Source organism: Streptomyces sp. NBC_01013 (assembly GCF_045162765.1).
Lineage (GTDB): Bacteria > Actinomycetota > Actinomycetes > Streptomycetales > Streptomycetaceae > Streptomyces.
Window position 1 is genome coordinate 30,118 of the sequence record NZ_CP108687.1, and the last position, 18,295, is coordinate 48,412.

The 18,295-nt window shown below is 69.1% G+C and carries 8 protein-coding genes and 1 pseudogene; 4 read left to right on the forward strand and 5 right to left on the reverse strand.

Going from position 1 to position 18,295, the window contains the following annotated elements:
- Window positions 1–72: 72 nt before the first annotated feature.
- Entirely contained in the window at window positions 73–6,039 is a 5,967-nt protein-coding gene (locus OG538_RS00095; protein ID WP_406088855.1) for a hypothetical protein, read from the forward strand.
- Between the two features lie 3 nt (window positions 6,040–6,042).
- Window positions 6,043–7,683 (forward strand): hypothetical protein, encoded by a 1,641-nt coding sequence (locus tag OG538_RS00100; protein WP_406088857.1) that lies wholly within the window; start codon window positions 6,043–6,045, stop codon window positions 7,681–7,683.
- 72 nt (window positions 7,684–7,755) lie between these two features.
- Here the strand turns inward: OG538_RS00100 and OG538_RS00105 are convergent, their stop codons facing one another.
- From OG538_RS00105 to OG538_RS00115, 3 genes are all read right to left on the reverse strand, one after another.
- Window positions 7,756–10,716 (reverse strand): hypothetical protein, encoded by a 2,961-nt coding sequence (locus OG538_RS00105; protein WP_406088859.1) that lies wholly within the window; start codon window positions 10,714–10,716, stop codon window positions 7,756–7,758.
- A complete protein-coding gene (locus OG538_RS00110) occupies window positions 10,713–13,487 on the reverse strand; it encodes a DUF6603 domain-containing protein (protein ID WP_406088861.1) in 2,775 nt (924 codons plus the stop codon). The genes OG538_RS00105 and OG538_RS00110 overlap by 4 nt, the downstream gene beginning before the upstream one ends.
- A gap of 266 nt (window positions 13,488–13,753) precedes the next feature.
- Window positions 13,754–14,956 (reverse strand): IS110 family transposase, encoded by a 1,203-nt coding sequence (locus OG538_RS00115; RefSeq protein WP_406088863.1) that lies wholly within the window; start codon window positions 14,954–14,956, stop codon window positions 13,754–13,756.
- A 453-nt stretch (window positions 14,957–15,409) separates the two neighbouring features.
- Here OG538_RS00115 and OG538_RS00120 point away from each other — a divergent pair.
- Window positions 15,410–15,804, forward strand: a pseudogene (locus tag OG538_RS00120) (transposase); the annotation flags it as partial.
- 15 nt (window positions 15,805–15,819) lie between these two features.
- Here OG538_RS00120 and OG538_RS00125 read toward each other — a convergent pair.
- Window positions 15,820–17,010, reverse strand: a complete 1,191-nt coding sequence (locus OG538_RS00125) for an IS110 family transposase (RefSeq protein ID WP_406088865.1) — start codon at window positions 17,008–17,010, stop codon at window positions 15,820–15,822.
- A gap of 243 nt (window positions 17,011–17,253) precedes the next feature.
- Between OG538_RS00125 and OG538_RS00130 the strand changes: the two genes are divergently transcribed.
- Entirely contained in the window at window positions 17,254–17,661 is a 408-nt protein-coding gene (locus tag OG538_RS00130) for a transposase (protein WP_406099916.1), read from the forward strand.
- Between the two features lie 152 nt (window positions 17,662–17,813).
- Here OG538_RS00130 and OG538_RS00135 read toward each other — a convergent pair whose 3' ends face one another.
- The gene (locus OG538_RS00135) at window positions 17,814–18,209 is read right to left on the reverse strand and encodes a protein NO VEIN domain-containing protein (protein WP_406099918.1); all 396 of its coding nucleotides are present in this window, start codon (window positions 18,207–18,209) and stop codon (window positions 17,814–17,816) included.
- Window positions 18,210–18,295 lie beyond the last annotated feature (86 nt).

An 18,295-nucleotide genomic window follows, 5' to 3' on the forward strand; every position in this document is an offset into this window, starting at 1 on the left:
ACGACGCCGCCCAGGTCGAGTAAGGCCCCGGGAGCCGCGCATTTGGCCAGATCGTCAGGAAGGCCGAGAAAAATGGCAACACTCCGGCTCGCGTTCGTCGACTGGACGTTCTGCAACGACGAGAAGACTGAGGCCATCGGAATCCTGGGCGGCCATCAGGTGACGCTCACCGGGCAGCGCACCGTGGCCACGGATGAGGCCCCCCTGGGCACCGCCACATTCAACGGGACGTCCCCACACTTTCATACGGCATCCTTCACCCCGCCGCTGCCCGCCACGGACCTCATGGAAATCGTCGGTCTCAGGGGCGGGAGTTCATTCAGAGTGGAATTCGATGCCGAGGTGAAGGATCCCGTCTTTCATCTGGGATCGCTCGGCTCGACCCTGGAATTTCTGGATCTTCCGGTGGGTACGGAGGTCACCCGGCTCAGCGGCGACGCCACGGAGTTGAAGGAGTTCAAGGTCAACGGCAACAAGGTCATGGGAAAGGCGTTCCAACCAGACATAGGGTCGACTGAGCTCACTGATTCCGACGGCAGCGTGCGCCTCAACGGGCTCTTCCGGTCGATTGCGTTCACCCTGAAGCCGAGGTTCACGGGCGGCTCAGGGAATGACGGCGTACATTTCCAGATCGGCGGGATGGTAGAAACGGGAAGCGACAGGGCCGAGATCAGAATCGACAGCAGTGGTCTGACCTTCACCAAGTTTTCTGTCTCAGGTCACGGCCCAGATCTCGTCGACGGCGCGGGCGCGCCGGTGCTCTCCCTCGCCCCCGGGGTCTACGGCATCGAGCAGGTCCCCGGCCAGCCGGCGAGCTTCGAATTCCAGGTCACGCAAGAGGGGTTCGTCGAGTACGACGCCGCCAACGACGCCTTCCTCGGAGGACGCGGCACCAGCACGCTGATTCTCCGCGGCTTCCCCGTCACGCTCGACGGGCGGGCGCTGTCGCATGACCTGGAGGCACTCCTCAAGGGCAGCGCGGCACGGTTCGCGAGGAGCACGGCCCACGAGCTGACGCTCCTGCCTGCCGAGGGCTACGGATTCCTCCTGGCGCGAGGCTTCGCGGACTTCCGTTTCACCGTGACGCCCGACGGCCAGGTGAGTCTCCACCCCGACCACGTCGGCTTCGCCGAAGTCTCCGGCCGGACGCTCACCATCCACGGATTCAAAGTCATCATCGATGCACGGGCACTGTCACACGACCTCAACCCCGAACTGCTCGGCTGGACTGCAGGACCCCTGTCGCGGGCCACTGTCCACGAACTGACCCTCATGCCCTCCCAGCAATACATGTTCACCCTCGCCAGGGGCATGGCAGACTTCCACTTCGCCGTCACACCCGATGGGCGGGTCGTGCTGGATCCGCGGTATTCCAGGTTCGCCGTGGCTTCCTGGCGCACCCTGACCATTTCCGGCTTCGCGGTCACCGTGGACGGGCGGGCTTTGCCGCATGATCTGATGCCGGAGTTGTTGGGCTGGTCCGCCGGTGTCCTGTCACGTAGCGCCGCCCATCAGGTCACGCTCATTCCGGCGGCAATCTACGGGCTGACGGCGGTCGGAGTGCCGGGCGTTCACTTCCAGTTCAGTCTCGGCGTCGACGGGACGATCGTGCGGCTCGACGGGCCTGACGCGTTGGTCCTTTCCCTGGCTGCGCCACTGCCTCCCCGAGGAAGCCCGTTCGCGCTGCGTCGCGCGCTCGACGTGGCTCGCCTGGAGCACGACATCAAGGTGATCGACGTGGACGCCAGGGAGGTGACGCTGGGCAGGATTCACGAGTGGCAGCGCATGGGGGCCCCGACGCATCATCCGAACTTCGGTGGCACTGTCCACGCGTTCGTGCGTGAGGCCGAGAAGAACCAGGACGAGCGGCGCGAAAAACTCGCCGTCCTGCGCACCCAACTCGACGACGCCGCTCAGCAGCTCACCACCGCGCTCGACGCCGAGGCTCCCCTGTTCGGCGAGCGGACCAACGTGCCGATCGCACTACTGCCCGTGCGCATCGAGACGAAGTGGGCCGCCGACAAACGCAGCATCAAGGTGCGGGTCTACCCCGACGACATCCATGTCGACGCGTTCGAGCCGGCTCTCACTCCCCACGAGCTCAAAGCGGCCCGCGCCTACTGGGCCGATCCGGGCGACCGGGCGTGGCAGACACTGCTCCGTACGGTGGCCGCACCGCGCGCGGCGTGGGCCACGCGTGCCACACGCCCCGGCGCGCCCGCCCCTCGGCTGCGGGATCCGGCACGCAGGCGGGCTCCTGAGGTGTCCACGCTGCCCGCCCAGTGGCGCTTCCTCGGGTTTGTCGGCGGGCAGGCGGTCGTCGACCAGACCGGCACGGTCATCCCCGACCCGCTTCCGCTCGGCCTGCTCGCCGCCGACGAGTCCGCGCCCGACCACGGGCATGCGCAGTGGGCGATCGACTTCGACGCCGCGGTGGCCACCGGCATGGGTGCCGTACTGGCCCTGCCCGCGGGATGCGACCACCTGGACGAGCTCTTCGTCATCGGGGTCAGCGACCTGCCGCCGGAAGCCGGGGCGCAACGGCTGCTCCGAAACCTGCACAGTCACGCGTTCACCGACGGACTGGGCTTCCTCTCGCCCGGCACGCCGACGAACAACACGCCGGAGACCCGTTGCGCGTGGTCTTCCCGTCTGGTAACGATGCCGCCCGGCCCGCTGCCCGCGCCGGCAGACCGTACCGACGCCGCCCGCCTGGCACGAGCACTCGGGCTCGGAGCCGGGGCGGGAGCGGGCGCCGAACCCGGCGACGCGGCATTCCTCGCGGAGTGCCCGGGTGCCGGGCACGACGGCGACAGTCCCATCGCCGCGCTGTCGCAGTTGAGCTGGTGGGCACTGGCGTTCGCGTTCCAAATCGAATCGCTCATGCTCGACAGCGGCAGCCCGCTATCCGAAGAGGCGCGCAAGCAGGCCAACGCCCGGTGGCAGGAGGTACGGGCTCATCTGGCCGAACACGTCCGCAGCCGCGGACCGCTGCCGACCGTCCGGCTCGGGCGGCAGCCGTACGGTTTCCTCCCGGTGACGGCCGTCGACGAGTGGGTTCCGGACCGTCCCGACGGCGCCGACGCGCTGATCCTGCCCTGGCTGCAGCGGCTGCGCCATCACTGGAGGGGCGCGCTCGCGCCGGGCTGGATTCCGCGCGTGACCGATGGCACGCCGGCTGACCGGATCGCCGCGGACATCCTGTCGAGGCTTCCGGTGTCGAACGACTTCGTGATCCGTCGCGAAACGACCTCCTGGGGCGGACACGAGAAGTGGGACGGCATCAGTAAACGCGCACCCGCTCCCACCGTGGCGGTTGCCGGCGTCCGGTCCGGGCTGCGATGGACCATTCCGTCCGAGCTGATCAGCAACTTGTCCTGGACTTCCGACACCACGGAGCCGAACTACTCCCTCGTACCGGAACGCCTCGCACCGAATGCCGACAAATATCCAGGCCTCTTCGACGCCAGCCACCGACATTTCACGGACGCCGTAGCAGTACTCCGCAACCAGCTGACCGACGAACAGTATGCGGCACGGTGGCCGTTGACCGGCGAGGGCTTCCCCTCCCCCGACCGCAAGCCGACCGTCTTCGGGAGCTTCCGCTTCAACACGGCGGCGCAGAAGCCCAGCGATTTCGTTCCGCTGATGTTGAACGGCGAGAGCCGGGACGTCTTCCAAACCCATAGTGGCGGCGGCTTCTTCGGTGACGAGACGGACATCGCCTTCATGATCCCCGAGACTGTCGACCGGCTGGTCTTCGCACGACGGCAGGGCGGGCCGACGGCCGAGGCCGACGCGGCCGAGCTCATCGCCTCCGTACAGCCGGGGCTGCCGGCGGCCGATGCGATGGCGGCCGATCTGCAAGCCCTCGCCGGAGTGGCCGCGAGTGAATTCCTGCCGCTCTCCTTCGAGTTGCTCGACGTCTACTCCCACCGGTGGGACGCGTGGGCGACCTCCCTGGCCACCAAGAGGCTCAGCGGGACCCGGGCGGCTGGCACCACCGGCATCCGCCTCGGCGGGTACGGGTGGGTGGAGAACCTCTACCCCGGTTCGGCGAAGCCGTCCGACGGGTACGTGCACGCCCCCTCGCTGCACCACGCGGCCACCGCCGCCGTGCTCCGGTCCGGCTATCTGGCCCATCGTGACGAGGCTCCGCCGCCGGTCGACGGGCAGCCCCAGCCCCCGGCCCGCGCCGCCGGCGCGCTCTCGCCGCTCGCCGTCGACCTGACCTCCCGGCGGGCCAGGACCGCCCGCTGGCTGCTCGGCGGGGTCCGGCGCGGTCAGAACCTGGGGGCGCTGCTCGGGTACCGCTTCGAGCGGGCTCTGCACGACGCGGTGCTGGACCGGGAGAAGGACAAGTTCCGGCGGACGTTCCCCGCACCGGTCGCCCCCGAGCCCGCAACCGGGCAGCCCGACCCCGAGCTCTGGAAGCGCAGTTCCGAGGCGATCGCCGCGCGCAACGTCGTCGACGGCATCGCGCTCGCGCGGGCCCACGCGGCCGGCACGGTGGACACGCTGCTGGCCAGGCGCCGGCTGCCGACTGCCGACCCGCTGGTCCTTCCGCTGCTGAACGATCTGGTCGACGCCCTCGACGCGGTGAGCGACCTGCTGCTCGCCGAGAGCGTGCACCAGCTCGTAGGCGGGAATCCCATGCGGGCAGGCCTGGCCGCCGACTCCCTGGGCAGCGGTCAGCAGGTACCGGACCGGTTCGACGTGCTGCGCACCCCGCGCCGGGGGCGGGCCGTCACCCACCGCATCGCGGCCGTGCTGCCGGCCGAGCCGCCGCGTCCTGCCGGGTGGGGTGCGGACCTGTTCTCCGCACTCGAACCGCGGGTGGACGCCTGGGCGGCGGGACTCCTCGGGCCTGCCGCCGCATGGAAGCTGACCGGTGCGGTCAAGGATGGCTCGGTGTCGAAGCAGTTCGACTTCACGCTCGAACGGATCGGGTTCAGCGCGCTGGGACTGGTCCTGGATTCCGCCGGCAGCACGCACCGCAGGCTGTACGCCAGACTCGGTCAGCTGTCCCAGATCTCGGCGGCCGAGGTCGAGTTCACGCGGGGCTGGGACGAGCTACGGGCCGTCGCCGGCCGGATCCAGGGCCTGCTGGCGGGCGCCGGCCCGCTACTGCCGGCGCACGTACTCGACGACCAGCCCGGCCAGCCCGACCTGCCGACCCCCAATGTCGAGGAAGTGCGGCGACGGGTTGCAGGCTTCGTTGCTGGCCTCGCTGACGCCGGGCTGCGGAACACCCTCAGCATCGAGGGCGACCTGACCCGCCTCAAGGCACTTACCGCGGACGCGACCGCCCCCGGCTGGCTGGCCAACGTGACGCGCGTGCTGGGCGAGCTGCTCGGCACCGCCCTTCCGCTCACCGCGCTGCTGCCCGGCGTGGCTCTGCCCGCTTCGGCGACCGGTGCGTCCGGCGCGGCCGTGGCGGACTGGGTGCGCCGCTTCGGCACGGTCCGGCCGGCGGTCCGGACCTGGCACGAGACGCTGCTGCTGGCGGGCGCCCGCGCCGGCAGGCCCTGCCGGCTGTCCGCGTCGCAACTGCCCCGGGGCGGCGCATGGATCGGCGGGACCTTTGACCCCCTGAAGCGGCCTCCGGCCCGCCGGCACCTGGTCTGCCACACACCGGCCGACCTGCCCGCCGGCAAGCCGATCGCGGGGATCGTCTTCGACGAGTGGGCCGAGGTGCTGCCCGGCGCCGATGCGCTGGCCGCGACGAAGACTGGCCAGGACCCGGTCCCGGTGGAATCGGAGCTGACCGGAGTGGCCTTCCATTGCGACCGGCCCGACGCGAAGGCGCCGCAGGCCGTCCTGATCGCCGTGCCGCCCAATCCCGTACGCGGCTGGACCGCGGACGGACTTGCACTGGTGGTGCGCGACACCCTGGAGCTGGCCAAGATGCGCGCGGTCGACCTCGCCGATCTTCCGCTGGTCGACGACATACTCCCCGCCTCCCGGGTGGGCGACTTCGGCAGCACGGCGCTGGCGTCGATGCTGGAGGACTTCTGGATCGAGCTGGCAGAGGAGTAGCCGATGCCCCGGACGGCGTTTGAGCACAACGGATTCTTCCGGTTCCGGCTGGAGCCGCTCTCGCGTACCCACGAGGTGGCCTCCGGGTTGGCGGCCCGCGTACACGATCCGGCATGGGCCCTCGCCCGGCAGTGGCAGTTCGGCGAATTCGCCGGCCAGGATGCCGGCTCGCCCGTGCTCGCGCAGATCGACGGGCACAGCACCCTCATCTCCGCATGGCGGCCGGCGGGCCAGGGGGACCTGCCTGCACCGGCGGGTCCTCGACCCTGGGTTCCGTACGACCCGACGACCGGTCCCCTCGATGCACTGGTCGAGTCGGAGGACAGCGCCGGGCCGGACGAATACCTGCGGGTGGAAGGCGGCGCGCATTTCGTCCGGCTGCTGGACCAGGCAGGCCTTACGGCGAAACTCCCGCAAGTCCTGGCCGCATACGCGTTTGATCCGATGCCTGCCGGGCCGGCGAATCTCGTCACGCTGCTGGCGCCCAAGGTCCCCGATGCGGTCGAGCTAGCCAAGGACCTGGACGGCAACGGGCTGCGGGTGCCGGGCCTGGCCGCCGTCGGCGAACGGTGGATCGACTGGTGGCACGGGGTCGCTCCCGCGACAGCACCCGCTGCACCGGGTACGCCCGATGCCCTCGACACCTTCGATCCGCACCGCTTCGAGCACAGCACGGACTTCTCCTTCGGCGACCGGGTCTTCCATGCCGAGGAATACCTCGGCGACGGCCTGGACTGGTTCAGTGTCGATCTCGACCCGGCTGCCTCACCGGCACCGGCAGCAGCAGCCGTCAGGCCGTTCCATCACGAGGTCGTGCCCTCGACGGTGCGTTTCGGAGGGATCCCGGCCGATCGCTTCTGGGAAATGGAAGACGCCCAACTGGACTTCGGGGCGACGGACGTCTCCGCGCTGGACACCGGCCGACTGCTGATGATCGCCTTCGCCGAGGTCTACGGCAACGACTGGTTCCTGGTGCCGCTGGAAGTGCCGGCCGGTTCGCTGACGGCGCTGAAGCCGATCATCGTCACCGACACCTTCGGCGCCACGCACAACGTCGAACGCGCCGGGCGCGACAACCCCCACTGGAACCTGTTCACGGTCACCGGAGCCGCCGACGGACTGCTGCTCATGCCGTCCGGGCAAGGCGCCGTCGGCGAGCGGCTCGAATCGGTGACCCTCACGCGCGACGAACTGGCCAATATCGCATGGGCCGTCCAGACGTCCTTCACCGATGCCCGGGGCGAACTCGTCGACCGCAGGGCGCGCTGGCTGCGCGCACCGCAGGGGCCGCCACCCAACCCGGTCGGTTCGTACGCGGTGCAGACCATCGTGCCCGACTACTGGCTGCCGCTCGTGCCGCACGCCATGACGGCGGCGTCGATCCGGTTCGCCCTCGTGCCGCTGCTGCAGCCCGGCGTGGACCCGGACTCGCAGCTGTCCGGCCGCCTGCTGCACACCGATCACTGGGTGCACGAGGAGGAAGTGCCGAGGGAGGGCGCGCTGGTCACCCGCCGCCCGGTGCTCGCGCGGTGGTTCGACGGCTCCTGGCACGTGTGGGTCCGCCGCGAGAAGAACCCCGGCGGCGGCGAGAGTTCCAGCGGATTGCACTTCGACGTGGTCCGGCCGTCCGAGACGTGGCCGTAGGCGGTACGTAGTCACGCTGGTGGTACGTGGCCACGCTGGTGGTACGTACGGAACGTGGCGGCGGCGGTTACGTCACGCAGGCGGTTCGCCGACCATTGCGCTCGCCGAGAACGCCAGCTGGAACGGGCGCTGGAAGAGGATCCGCGCGAAATTCGAAGCGTCCAGGCCTTCCCATCCGGGAGGGTCCTGGCCGGGGCCGAGAGCGGGCGGGCGTCGGCCCTCGGCCCCTGCCAGGACCCTAGGTATGACGAACCCGTTCACGGTGGGGACTTCGTCCCAGGTGAGGTTGGGCCAGGAGTCGAACGCCGGGGATTTGGGGGTCCGTACGTCGAAGCCGAACTGGGCGCCGCGCATGGGTTCGCGCATCACGAACATCCAGTGTTCGGCGACGGCTTGTGGGGCGGTCAGGTCGGCGAAGCCGTACACGTTGGTGCGTTCGTCCACGGGCAGCACAAACCTGGGTTTCTTCCAGGTGTCGTCCGGGCCTTCCACCTTCCGGTCCACTGATTTGGCGGCGAGGACGACGGTGCCCGGATATCGCTGGAGTACCTCGCCGCGGATCAGGAGGAAGAGAAGGTTCGTGCCCCGGTCGGGGCCGTGGTCGCCGAGTTTGCCGTCCAGCCCCCAGCGGGCGATCTCGCCGTAGCCGGGTTGGGTGCCGCCCGGCGGCCAGAAGCGGGAGAACGGTGTGCCCGCCTCGTCCGTCGGGTACTCACGCCACCGGAGCTCGCGGTTGAACTCCTGGTTCAGTCCGACCAGCATCGCCTCCACGAAGGCCGGGTTGGGTTCGAGGAGCGTCGAGGAGTTGTCGGGGAAGGCTGAGATGCCTGGCACGGCCCATTCGGGCCAGCGGGTCAGCAGCTCCGCCGCGATCGGGAACCCGAACTCCGGGTGGGTCATGATCGGGCGCAGCGGGCGGGCATCCTGGTCGGTGCGTTCGCCCATTACCACCTGGCCGAGGCGCGACGTCATGTGCCCCATGCACTGCGGCACCGGGCGGATGACGCGCCGGATGCGCTTGACGAGGGTGCCGGACGTCATGCCCAGGCCGGCTGCGGCCAGCAGGGGTGTGGCTCGCTTCTCGACGCTGATCTTCCGGCGGATCCCGCGCAGGGCCCCCGGCCGCGCCGCGGGACGAGGCTCACCCGGCCGTTCCCGTTCTTGCTTCTTGACGAAAAGGGCTTCAAGTTCCTGTCTCGGGTTGCCGAATTCCTCGAACATCGGGGTGTCGATGCCTTTCTCGCAGAAGTCGACGGCGACCATCCACAGCCCGAACAGCACGTCGTTGAGGGTCTGGGACGCGAACTCGGCCGACGGGTCGCCGGCACGGGCCTCCGACGCGGCCATCGGCCCGTGTACAACTTCCCCGGCCGGCAGGATCGCCTCGCGCTCGACCCCGGCAAGCCAGGTCGACGGCAAGGAGACCTTCGAGGCGTCCAGAGCCCGGCTGAGGAAGGGCTCGGTGTCCGGCGCCCTCACGCCACCCGCCGGGACCCCAGCCGGCGCCTGCGCCGCAACCGCTGCCACCTCCATAGCCCGGCTGCTGCGGCGGCGCAGTGCGCCCCCGGGACGGGTCAGCCGTACGAACGCCGTCGTGGCGACGCCGTCCGGGACGGCCGAGTGGCGCAGCAGGCTCGCAACCGGCTGTCCGCCTGTGCCCTCCTCCTCGGCCTCTATGACGTCACGGTAGAGCGAGGACAGTTCCGTGAGCGGGGCGGTCCGCATGAGGTCGAGATGTTTGGCCTGCGCGGCCCGGGCGGCCTCGGCAGCGAGTTCCGAGGCCGCGAGGGCCTGGTTCGCCTCATTGACCTGCCCGACCTGCTCCCAGGCCCGGGCCATCAGGAATTCCTGCTCCAGCTGGACGTACCGGGCACCGATCGCGGCCGCGATGCGATATTTCACCTGCGTGTTCAGCTCGTTCATCCAGCCGGCCCCCGGGACCTGCTGCGCGCCGGTGTGGTGGCTTCCGTACAGGGGTGCGGCGACGGCCTTCTCATCGCGGTCCGGCGGCATCCCCACCCGGTCGGGCTGCCGCCGGGCCGCTGGCGCGTCCAGGTGCTCGACGATCAGCCCGCGGAACTTGTTCATGCTGGCCTCGTGGCTCCACACCTCTTTCGCGGTGTCGGTGTGCGGCAGCCGCAGGGCGCCGTGGACGGGCACGGTCACCTGTGCGGGTGCCACGCCCTCCAGCACGTCCTTGTGCGGCCACGGATGGCGGACGTCCACGGTGCGGGCACCGAAGCCTTCGAGGCTGTCTCCCTCGACCGGTGCGACCTTGCGGGCGAGCTCCTCGAACGATCCTTCCGACCCGGTGCGAAACCGCCACCAGTGGTAGACGGGCAGCCGGGCCTGCGCCTGTCCCGGCGACCAGGCCGGGGCGTTGCCGTCCGGCGGCGGTGTGTCCCCGAGTCCGGCGGCGATGCCGGCCTTCGTGGCCGGTACCACGCAGGCCAGCCAGCCCCGGTCCGGATCCAGGTCACGCGGGCAGATCAGCCGGGCGACGACGTTGTCGACGCCGCTGCGCACGTCCCGGGTGACGGCGCCCTCGGGGGTCTCGGCGTCTTCGACCCGCGCCTCGACGTGCGCCCATGCCCAGGCATCTGCCAGGTCGGGCAGTGCTGTCCCTGAGGCTTCGACGATGGGCAGCGGGCCACCCTGCTTCAGGTCGCCCTCGTTGTCGCGCAGGACGAGCAGGGCCAGCCACGGGAGCTTCCGGACGGCCGGGAAGCTGAGCAGCCACGGGAGGCTCGCGTCCGAGAACTCCACGTGGGCGAGGTAGTTGGCCGGGCTGTTCGGGCAGCCCGGCGGCGGTTCCTCCCGGACGACCACGGCGCGGTCGAAGCCGATGGTGTCACCGGGGCCGAGGAGCTGGAGGGCGGGGCCGGGGCGGTCGGGGAAGGTCTCCACCGACTGGTCTTTGATCGCCCGGGTGATACGGACGGCGGGGCTGAACGACGGCCGGGAACCCGTGACCGACGTCGCGTCGGCTGCGGCGCCGACCTCTGCTGAGGAGATGAACCAACGGCGGGTCATCGCAGGACCTCCACCTTCATCGTGTCGATCGGTCGTTGCGCGGCACGCCACCGGTCGGCCCGCTCGGCCGCTCGCAAGGGGCGGGCGAAGCCTTCGAGGACGAACGCTCCGGTTCCGGCGAGGGGCAGGCCGTTGCGCGGCGGCGGCGCGGTGAACCAGCCCGGCTCGACCTTGTAGCCGGTCTCGTAACTCTCGTCGACGAGGTGCCGTGTGCCGAGCTGGACGTCGGTGTCGGAGAGCCGGACGCCGCTCGTGCAGTCTTCGAAGGCCGGTCGTGACAGTTGCTCCTCGTCGTTCATCGCGAAGAATTCGCCGGGTACGAACGGCTGTGTGAGCGGTCCGAAGGTATCCATCGGGTCGTCGGTCGCACGCTCGACGGGGGTGATCCGCCACAACTGCTCGGGCACACCCACCCGGTGGAACCGGGTGATCGGCTTTTCGAGCGGTACGACCTTCTGGCTCACGCGGAAGGTCGCGTCCGGCGCTGCCACTTCGCCGCGGGCCAGCGAGCCGTTGGCCGCGTCGGTGTACCGCAGGCCGCTGCGGTCCGCCGGGCTGCGCTCGGCCGTCCAGGCATCCGGCTTGGCCAGTGCGTCACGCAGCAGCGGGAGGATGTCCTCGGCCTTGGCCGCCGAAGCCGGGAGTTCACCCCACCGCTCGTCGAAGTCCAGGGACACGTCCCAGAACAGCACGGAGATTGTTCCCGTGCCGAACGCATGCCAGCAGGGCGCGGGCCCTTCCAGGGTGAAGTCGATCCCGATGGAGGCCAGTCGCTCGCCGAACGCGAGGACGGCGACCCCGGCGTACACGTGCACGGAGAACGACAGCGTCGGCTCCCACACGAAGAGCGCGTCGAGGCCGAGGTAGCCCTCCACGCCGCACCCGGCGATCACCGCGTCGAGGTGCAGCTTGGCGCCGAATTGCAGCGAGTTCGAGGTCAGCGCCAGGTTTGCCTCCGCGCGCAGGCTGATGATTCCGTTGCCCAAGTCCATGGACAGGCGCTGCAGTTGAGGTACGCCAGGCGGGCGGGCGTAGCGCGGGTGGAAGCCGCCGGCAGACAGGACGAACACCGCATCCCGGCCGCCGCGCAGCAGCAGGAAGACCTCGCCGGCGACGGGCAGGCCGACGATGCGCGACCCGGTGAGGGTCGCCAGCAGCTCGACCGACGGCACACCGGGATCGATCTTGCCGAAGACGTTGGCCTGGAGCCGGATCAGCGGCACGACGGGATCCGGCAGGGCGATCACCAGCCGGCCGACGAAGAAGGCCCGTACCGGGTCGGGCAGGTCCAGGATGAGCGCGGCGGACAGGGAGACGATCCGGCCGCCCCAGGTGATGCGCACCATCGGGCCAATGACGAACCGGCTCCGCGCGACCGGGAAACAGGCTTCCAGGGAGCCCGCTATCTCGTCGGCACGGGCGACGGCGTTGCCTGGGAACAGGACACGGTCGGCGTTGCCATCGAGGATCAGCCCGCGCAGCCGCTTCTCGTCGACCCGCCGGTTGACGCCGACCAGGCCGCCGACCGCATCGAGCGCGAAGCCGAAGCTGAGCTGGATCCCCGGGTACCCGAACTCCGCCCCGAGCAGGACCAGAAACGACAACTGCTTGCCTTTCACGGGGAGTTGCAGCAGTCCGATCGCCTGTACGCGGACCACGCCAAGGTCGATGTCCAGGACGCCCGCGTACGCGCCGCTTCCGGCTTCGCCGCGCTGCTGCACCGCCCCGCCACCGGAGACCGGGCCCGCGGCGAGCTCGATGCCCATCCCGATGGGGAAGTTCGCCGCGATGCGCAGTGGGTCGACACCGATCCGGTCGGCGTCGAAGCTGACGGGCAGGCTGAGCCCCAGGCCGTCGAGGCTGGCGCTCAGCGGGAGGGCTGGTGGTTTCGCGAACAGGGACAGGGTGGGCCTGAGGACGACTTCGGTGTCGTCGTGGTCGAGTTCCAGTGCAAAGCGCCGTGCAGTTACGCCCGGCAGGTTCAGGCTGACGGGGAGTTCGAGGCGGGCGCCGCCGTCCTTGAACCGCACGCCGTCCGCGCGGCTCGCCCGGATGGCGAAGTCGGTCTTGCGGGTGGTCGTGGCGCCGCTGTCGCCCAGGACGGACGAGAGCGCGGGCGGCAGTACGGCAGCCTGGAAGCCCAGCACGCCGAGTTCGACGGCGAAGGGGACCTGGGGTGACGCTGTCGTCTCGAGGTGGAGGGCGTCCATCGAGATGTGCGGCCCGTCGGCCGGGCCGCAGGTGATCTGAGCACGATGGGCCAGGGTGATCGTCGCGGTCCCCGCCGGTGTCACGAACGCGCCGCCAGGAGAGAAGGACGCGGTCCAGGCGTCCTGGGACTGCGCTTCGGCGGTGACGCTCCAGAGGCCGTCGGGGTGTGCGCGGCTGAACGTCACGCCCGGGGTGACGACGACATCGACGGTCGGTCCGGTGTCGTCCGGCCCGGGTGACACGGCGAGCACGGCTCGGGAGCCGCCGTCGGTCAGTACGAGGGCCAGCCCGCGTGCCGCTCCTGGTGCGCGCTTCCATCCGTGGGCGCGGACGGGCGATCCGGCGTCGGTGACGTCGCCGAGTGCATCGCGCAGCAGCCGGAGCAGGGAGTGGCTGTCGGGGAGGGCGGCCAGTGGCTCCAGGAGCCTGTCCCGCAATGCCGGGTGCTCGCCGGTGAGCGCCTGAAGGCCTGCCAGCGGGTCTCGTAGGGTGCGGGCCGCGTCGTCGGCCAGCTTCCACAACAGCGCCGACACGGTCTTCAAGAGTGTGTTCGGGTCCATCGCCGCTCGCCTTCCCAGCGGAAACGCGGGAAACGCTGTGCTCTTTCGACAATAGATCCCCAGCCCACCCCCGGCGAGTTCACGGCCAGCGGTCGCGGATCGTGGCCGGTACGCGACCGCTGGCGAGCAGAGTCGAGAGTCGCGCTTGAGGGGTTCAGAGAGAGTTTCAGGGCGTTTAGTAGCTGTCGGTGACAACGAGCATGGACTACAGCTGCACGCTGGTGGCGTAGTAGCCGGTGCGGCGGGGGGTGCCCCTATGGGTTTGGTCAAGCTGATGGGGCGGGTTGGGGGTCGTAGAAGGTGCCGTCCCGGAGCATCGCGAAGAGCACGTCGGCTCGTCGTCTGGCGAGGCAGAGGAGGGCTTGGGTGTGGTGCTTGCCCTGGCTGATCTTCTTGTCGTAGTAGGTGCGGGAGGCCGGGTCGGCCAGGGCGGCGAACGCGGAGAGGAAGAAGGCCCGCTTGAGCTGCTTGTTTCCTCGCCGGGATGGTTGCTCGCCGCGGATCGACGAGCCCGAACTTCGGGTTGCTGGAGCGAGGCCGGCGTAAGCGGCGAGGTGGGCGGCAGAGGGGAACGAGCTGCCATCGCCGACGTCGATGAGGATCCGGGCTCCGGTCCTGACGCCGATCCCCGGCATGGACGTCAGGACCTTGGAAAGAGGGTGGTTCTCCAACACTTCCTCAATCCGCCCGGCCAAGAGTTTGCGCTGGTCAAGCACGGCGGTGAGGGAGCCGGCCAGGCTCGGGACGATCAGCGCGGCCGCGTCCGTGCCCGGGCCTACGACGGTCTGTTCGTCCAGCGCGGTGAAGATCTCTTCCACCAGCCGCTCGGCCATCCTCGGCGCCTTCGGACGTATCAACGTGATCAGCCGTCGGCGTCCGGCCTTGCGGATCTGGGCCGGGGACCCGAACCGTTCCAGCAGCATCAGAACGGCCGGGTGCTGGATCCGCGAACCGAGGACTCGTTCCAGATGCGGGTGGATCTGTGTCATCAGGCCGCGAAGCCGGTTGCTGATCCGGGTGGCCTCGCCGGCCAGGTCGTCGTCGAACCCCACGATCATCTCCAGCTCGGCGATGGTCTCGTCCTCGAGATCGACCGAGCGAAGGGTGTGCGGCATGACGCGGGCTGCGTCCGCGATGACGAAGGCGTCGCGGGCGTCGGTCTTTGCCTCGCCGGGAGAGAGATCGGCGATCCGCCGCATCGTCAGCCCGGGCAGATAGGCGACCGGGCAGCCCATGTCCCGGGCCACCGCCAGTGGCAGAGCCCCGATCGAGGCCGGCTGATCGACTACCACCAGCACGGTTCCGTGTCTGGCCTGCAGCTTGCCGAAGACCTCGCGGAGCCTGGGCTCGCTGTTGGGCAGCCGTTTGTCGAAGGCCTTCTTTCCCGCAGGCGTGACGGCGGTGGCGTGGTGTTCGCCCTTGCCGACGTCCAGGCCGAGAAAGGCACCGATCTCGCTGGTGTCGATCACGTTCGTCCTCCGGTCGCCCCACCCGGCCGTCCCACGGCACCGATCGCCACATCCACATTACGAAGAGCCTCCCGACCTGCGAAGAAGCCGGTGGTCATGCCCCTAATCAGCGGTCTGTCGATGCCTCCGGAGCCGGGTTGAGTCGGCACGGAGCGCGGTGCCGGTGTTGCCACCGGTCTGTTTCTCCGTGCCGCTCGCCGAACCCGCCGTGCGCCTTACGACGCAACGGGCTCTCCACGGTCTCTGCCGTTCTGCGTGGTTATGCAGGGACCCAAGGATTGGGAATCTTGTTGCCTCGATAGCGGTAGCGGGTAACCGGCACCGCCGCCATATCGAACAACTCGACCCCGTCCACCGAAATCGGTTTCCAGCTCCCGTTGAGCTCGTAACACGATCTTGCTGAAACGGCCTGGTAGGCCGTGACCGGTGTGATGATTCGGCCGTTCGTGAGGTGTGGGTACTCGACCGTCGATCGTGGACGATGAGTTGTGGGCTCTGATCGAACCGTTGCTGCCGCCGTGGCCGGAGCGGTCGCCCGGGCCGCGGCCGGTGTCGGACCGGCTCTGCCTGCAGGGCATTCTGTTCGTCCTCTACAACGACATAGCCTGGCAACTCCTGCCGATGGAGCTGGGGTTCGGATCGGGGCAGACTTGCTGGCGGCGTCTGGACCGGTGGCAGAAGGCAGGGGTCTTCGACCGGCTGCACCGAGTCCTGCTCGCGGAGCTGAACGCGGCCGGCGAACTCGACTGGTCACGTGCGTGCGTGGACGGCTCCCACATCCGCGCGAAAAAGGGGGACCCGACACCGGTCCGTCGCCGGTCGACCGGCGGAAAACGGGCAGCAAACACCTCCTAATGTTGTTGTCAAGCCGCTGGCGTGACGGGGAGTTCATGTTCAAAGCACCGTCCGTCACGGATCAGGGCCCAGAGAACGTTCACCCGTCGCCGGGCCAGAGCGAGGACGGCTTGGGTATGCCTTTTGCCTTCAGCGCGCTTGCGTTCGTAGAAGCGACGAGACTCGTCACAACTGCGGATGCTGATCAGCGCGGAGGTGTAGAAGACCCGCTGGAGGCCACGGTTGTAGCGCCGGGGCCTGTGCAGATTGCCGCTGACGTTGCCGGAATCTCGGGGCACCGGAGCGACCCCCGCGAAGCTGGCGAGGCGGTCGGAGCTGCCGAAACGGCTTATGTCGCCAGCGGTAGCCGCCAGGAACTCGGCACCCAGCAGGGGCCCGATCCCGGGCATGCTGGAGATCACCTGGGCGAGCTCGTGTTCGCGAAATCGAGCGGCGATGAGCTTGCCGATCTGTGCGATCTGCTCGTTGAGAGCGATCACTTCCTTCGCCAGGGTGTGAATCACTTCTGCGGTGATCTTCTCTCCAGGGATGGCGGTGTGCTGACGTCCGGCTGCCTCCAGGACGGTCTCGGCGAGGGCGTCGGCGCCCCGGACTTTACGATTCCTTAGCCACGTCTGCAGCCGGTTGCGGCCGGTGCGGCGCAGGGCGGCTGGGGTCTGATAGCCGCTCAGGAGGATCAGCGGGCCGGCGTTGCCGAGATCCAGCACGCGTTCCAGTGCGGGGAAAATACTCATGAGTTGGCCACGGAGACGGTTGACCCGGCGCGTGCGGTCCGCGGTGAGGTCAGAATGGCGGTCGGTGAGAATTCTGAGCTCAACGACATTCTCATCGTCAGGCTGCAGGGCCGTCAGGTCCCGGCGCATCCGGGCCTGATCAGCGATAACCGTCGCATCCTTAGCGTCGGTCTTGCCCATGCCCCGATAGCCGGCCGATGCCCGATTGACCGCCAGACCCGGTAGATAGACGAGTCGTTGCCCGTGATTGAGCAGCACGTTGATCCACAGTGCTGCCATGCCGTCGGCGACGTCGACCGCCCAGACCACGTCCTCGTCGAGGGCGAGCACATCACCGAGCAGGTCTAGCAGCTGCGGCTCGTCGTTCAGTACTCGCCGCGAGAGCAATCGCCTGCCCTCAGCGTCCAGAACCACACAATAATGGTGGGTCTTCCCGATGTCCGTACCTGCCCAGATCTGGACCACCAGTTCCTCCGGTCATTCGATAGGCGCCGTACTCCCGGACGACCTCGCCAGCGTGGTCCTACTCAGCGATCACCCGCAGGGGCCCGCAACTCCTAATCAGCGGCCGGGTCGTCGTGAGACACCGGGCGGCGAGGTGTTTGGAACCATCGAGGGCAACCACCTGAAAGCCACACCCGGCATCTCTGGGTCTCTGGACCTTAGGACTGGCCCGTTCCAACCCACGCAACAACGTAGGACCACCTGATCTGCGACGGACGCGGCGTCCCGCTCAAGGTCATCACGACCGCGGCCAACGTCAACGACGTCACCCAGACCCTCGCCCTGGTCGACGGGATCCCTCCCGCCTCGGGCCGTCCCGGCCGCCCACGCCGACGGCCCGACGCCCTGCTCGGCGACAAGGGCTACAACTCCAACGCACACCGCGACGAGCTCCGTCACCGGCGGATCCTGCCCGTCATCTCCCGCAAGGGATCACCGAACATCAAGGGCATCGGCAAGCTCCGCTACGTGGTGGAGCAGACCTTCGCCCTGCTCCACCACTTCAAACGCCTCGCAGTCCGCTGGGAACGCCGGACTGAACTCCACGACGCCTTCGTTTCCCTCGCCTGCAGCCTCATCTGCTGGAGACGACTCAAGAAGGCCCCATCATGATCGTGTTACGAGCTCAAAGCCACTCAGAGATCATTTACGGGACAACGCTTAGCTGTACTCGCGAGGCCGGGGCACAAAGATGCCCTCCGGTCGAAGGACATGTGACCGGGCATCAGCCCATCGACTCACTTCCTGCGGCCGGAGGCATCCGTTCACCCAGTGAGGTCGGGCAGGCGGTACTCGTACTTGCGGGGCCGGAGGTCTTCTTCGGCCGGCTCCCAGTCGGGGTAGTGCGAGACCGTGCCGCCGCTGGCGGTGTAGGGGTCAGGGTCAGTGACGGTGTCGACGCGGATGTCGCTGACGACGTAGAGGTCGACGGTGTTCTCCTTGTCCCGGGCGTGCAGGACCTCGTTGATGGTGAGTTCGACGCTGTTGGCGGCGCCGGTCGTGCCCTTGACCTCTACGTGGCGTTCCTCGGCGCCTCGGGTACAGCGCAGGTCGTAGGGCTTGCCGAGCTTCTCGATCGTCCAGCCCTGTGCCTCGTAGTGGATGGTGGCGAGTTCTTCGGCGTGCTCCTCAATGGCTTTGCGCTTCTTGGGATCGGAGATGTAGCCGGCTCCGCGGCGGCGGCGCTACCGACTGGACCAATGTCGGCGGCCCCGCCCAAGACTTCGACGCAGGCGGAGCCGGGCTC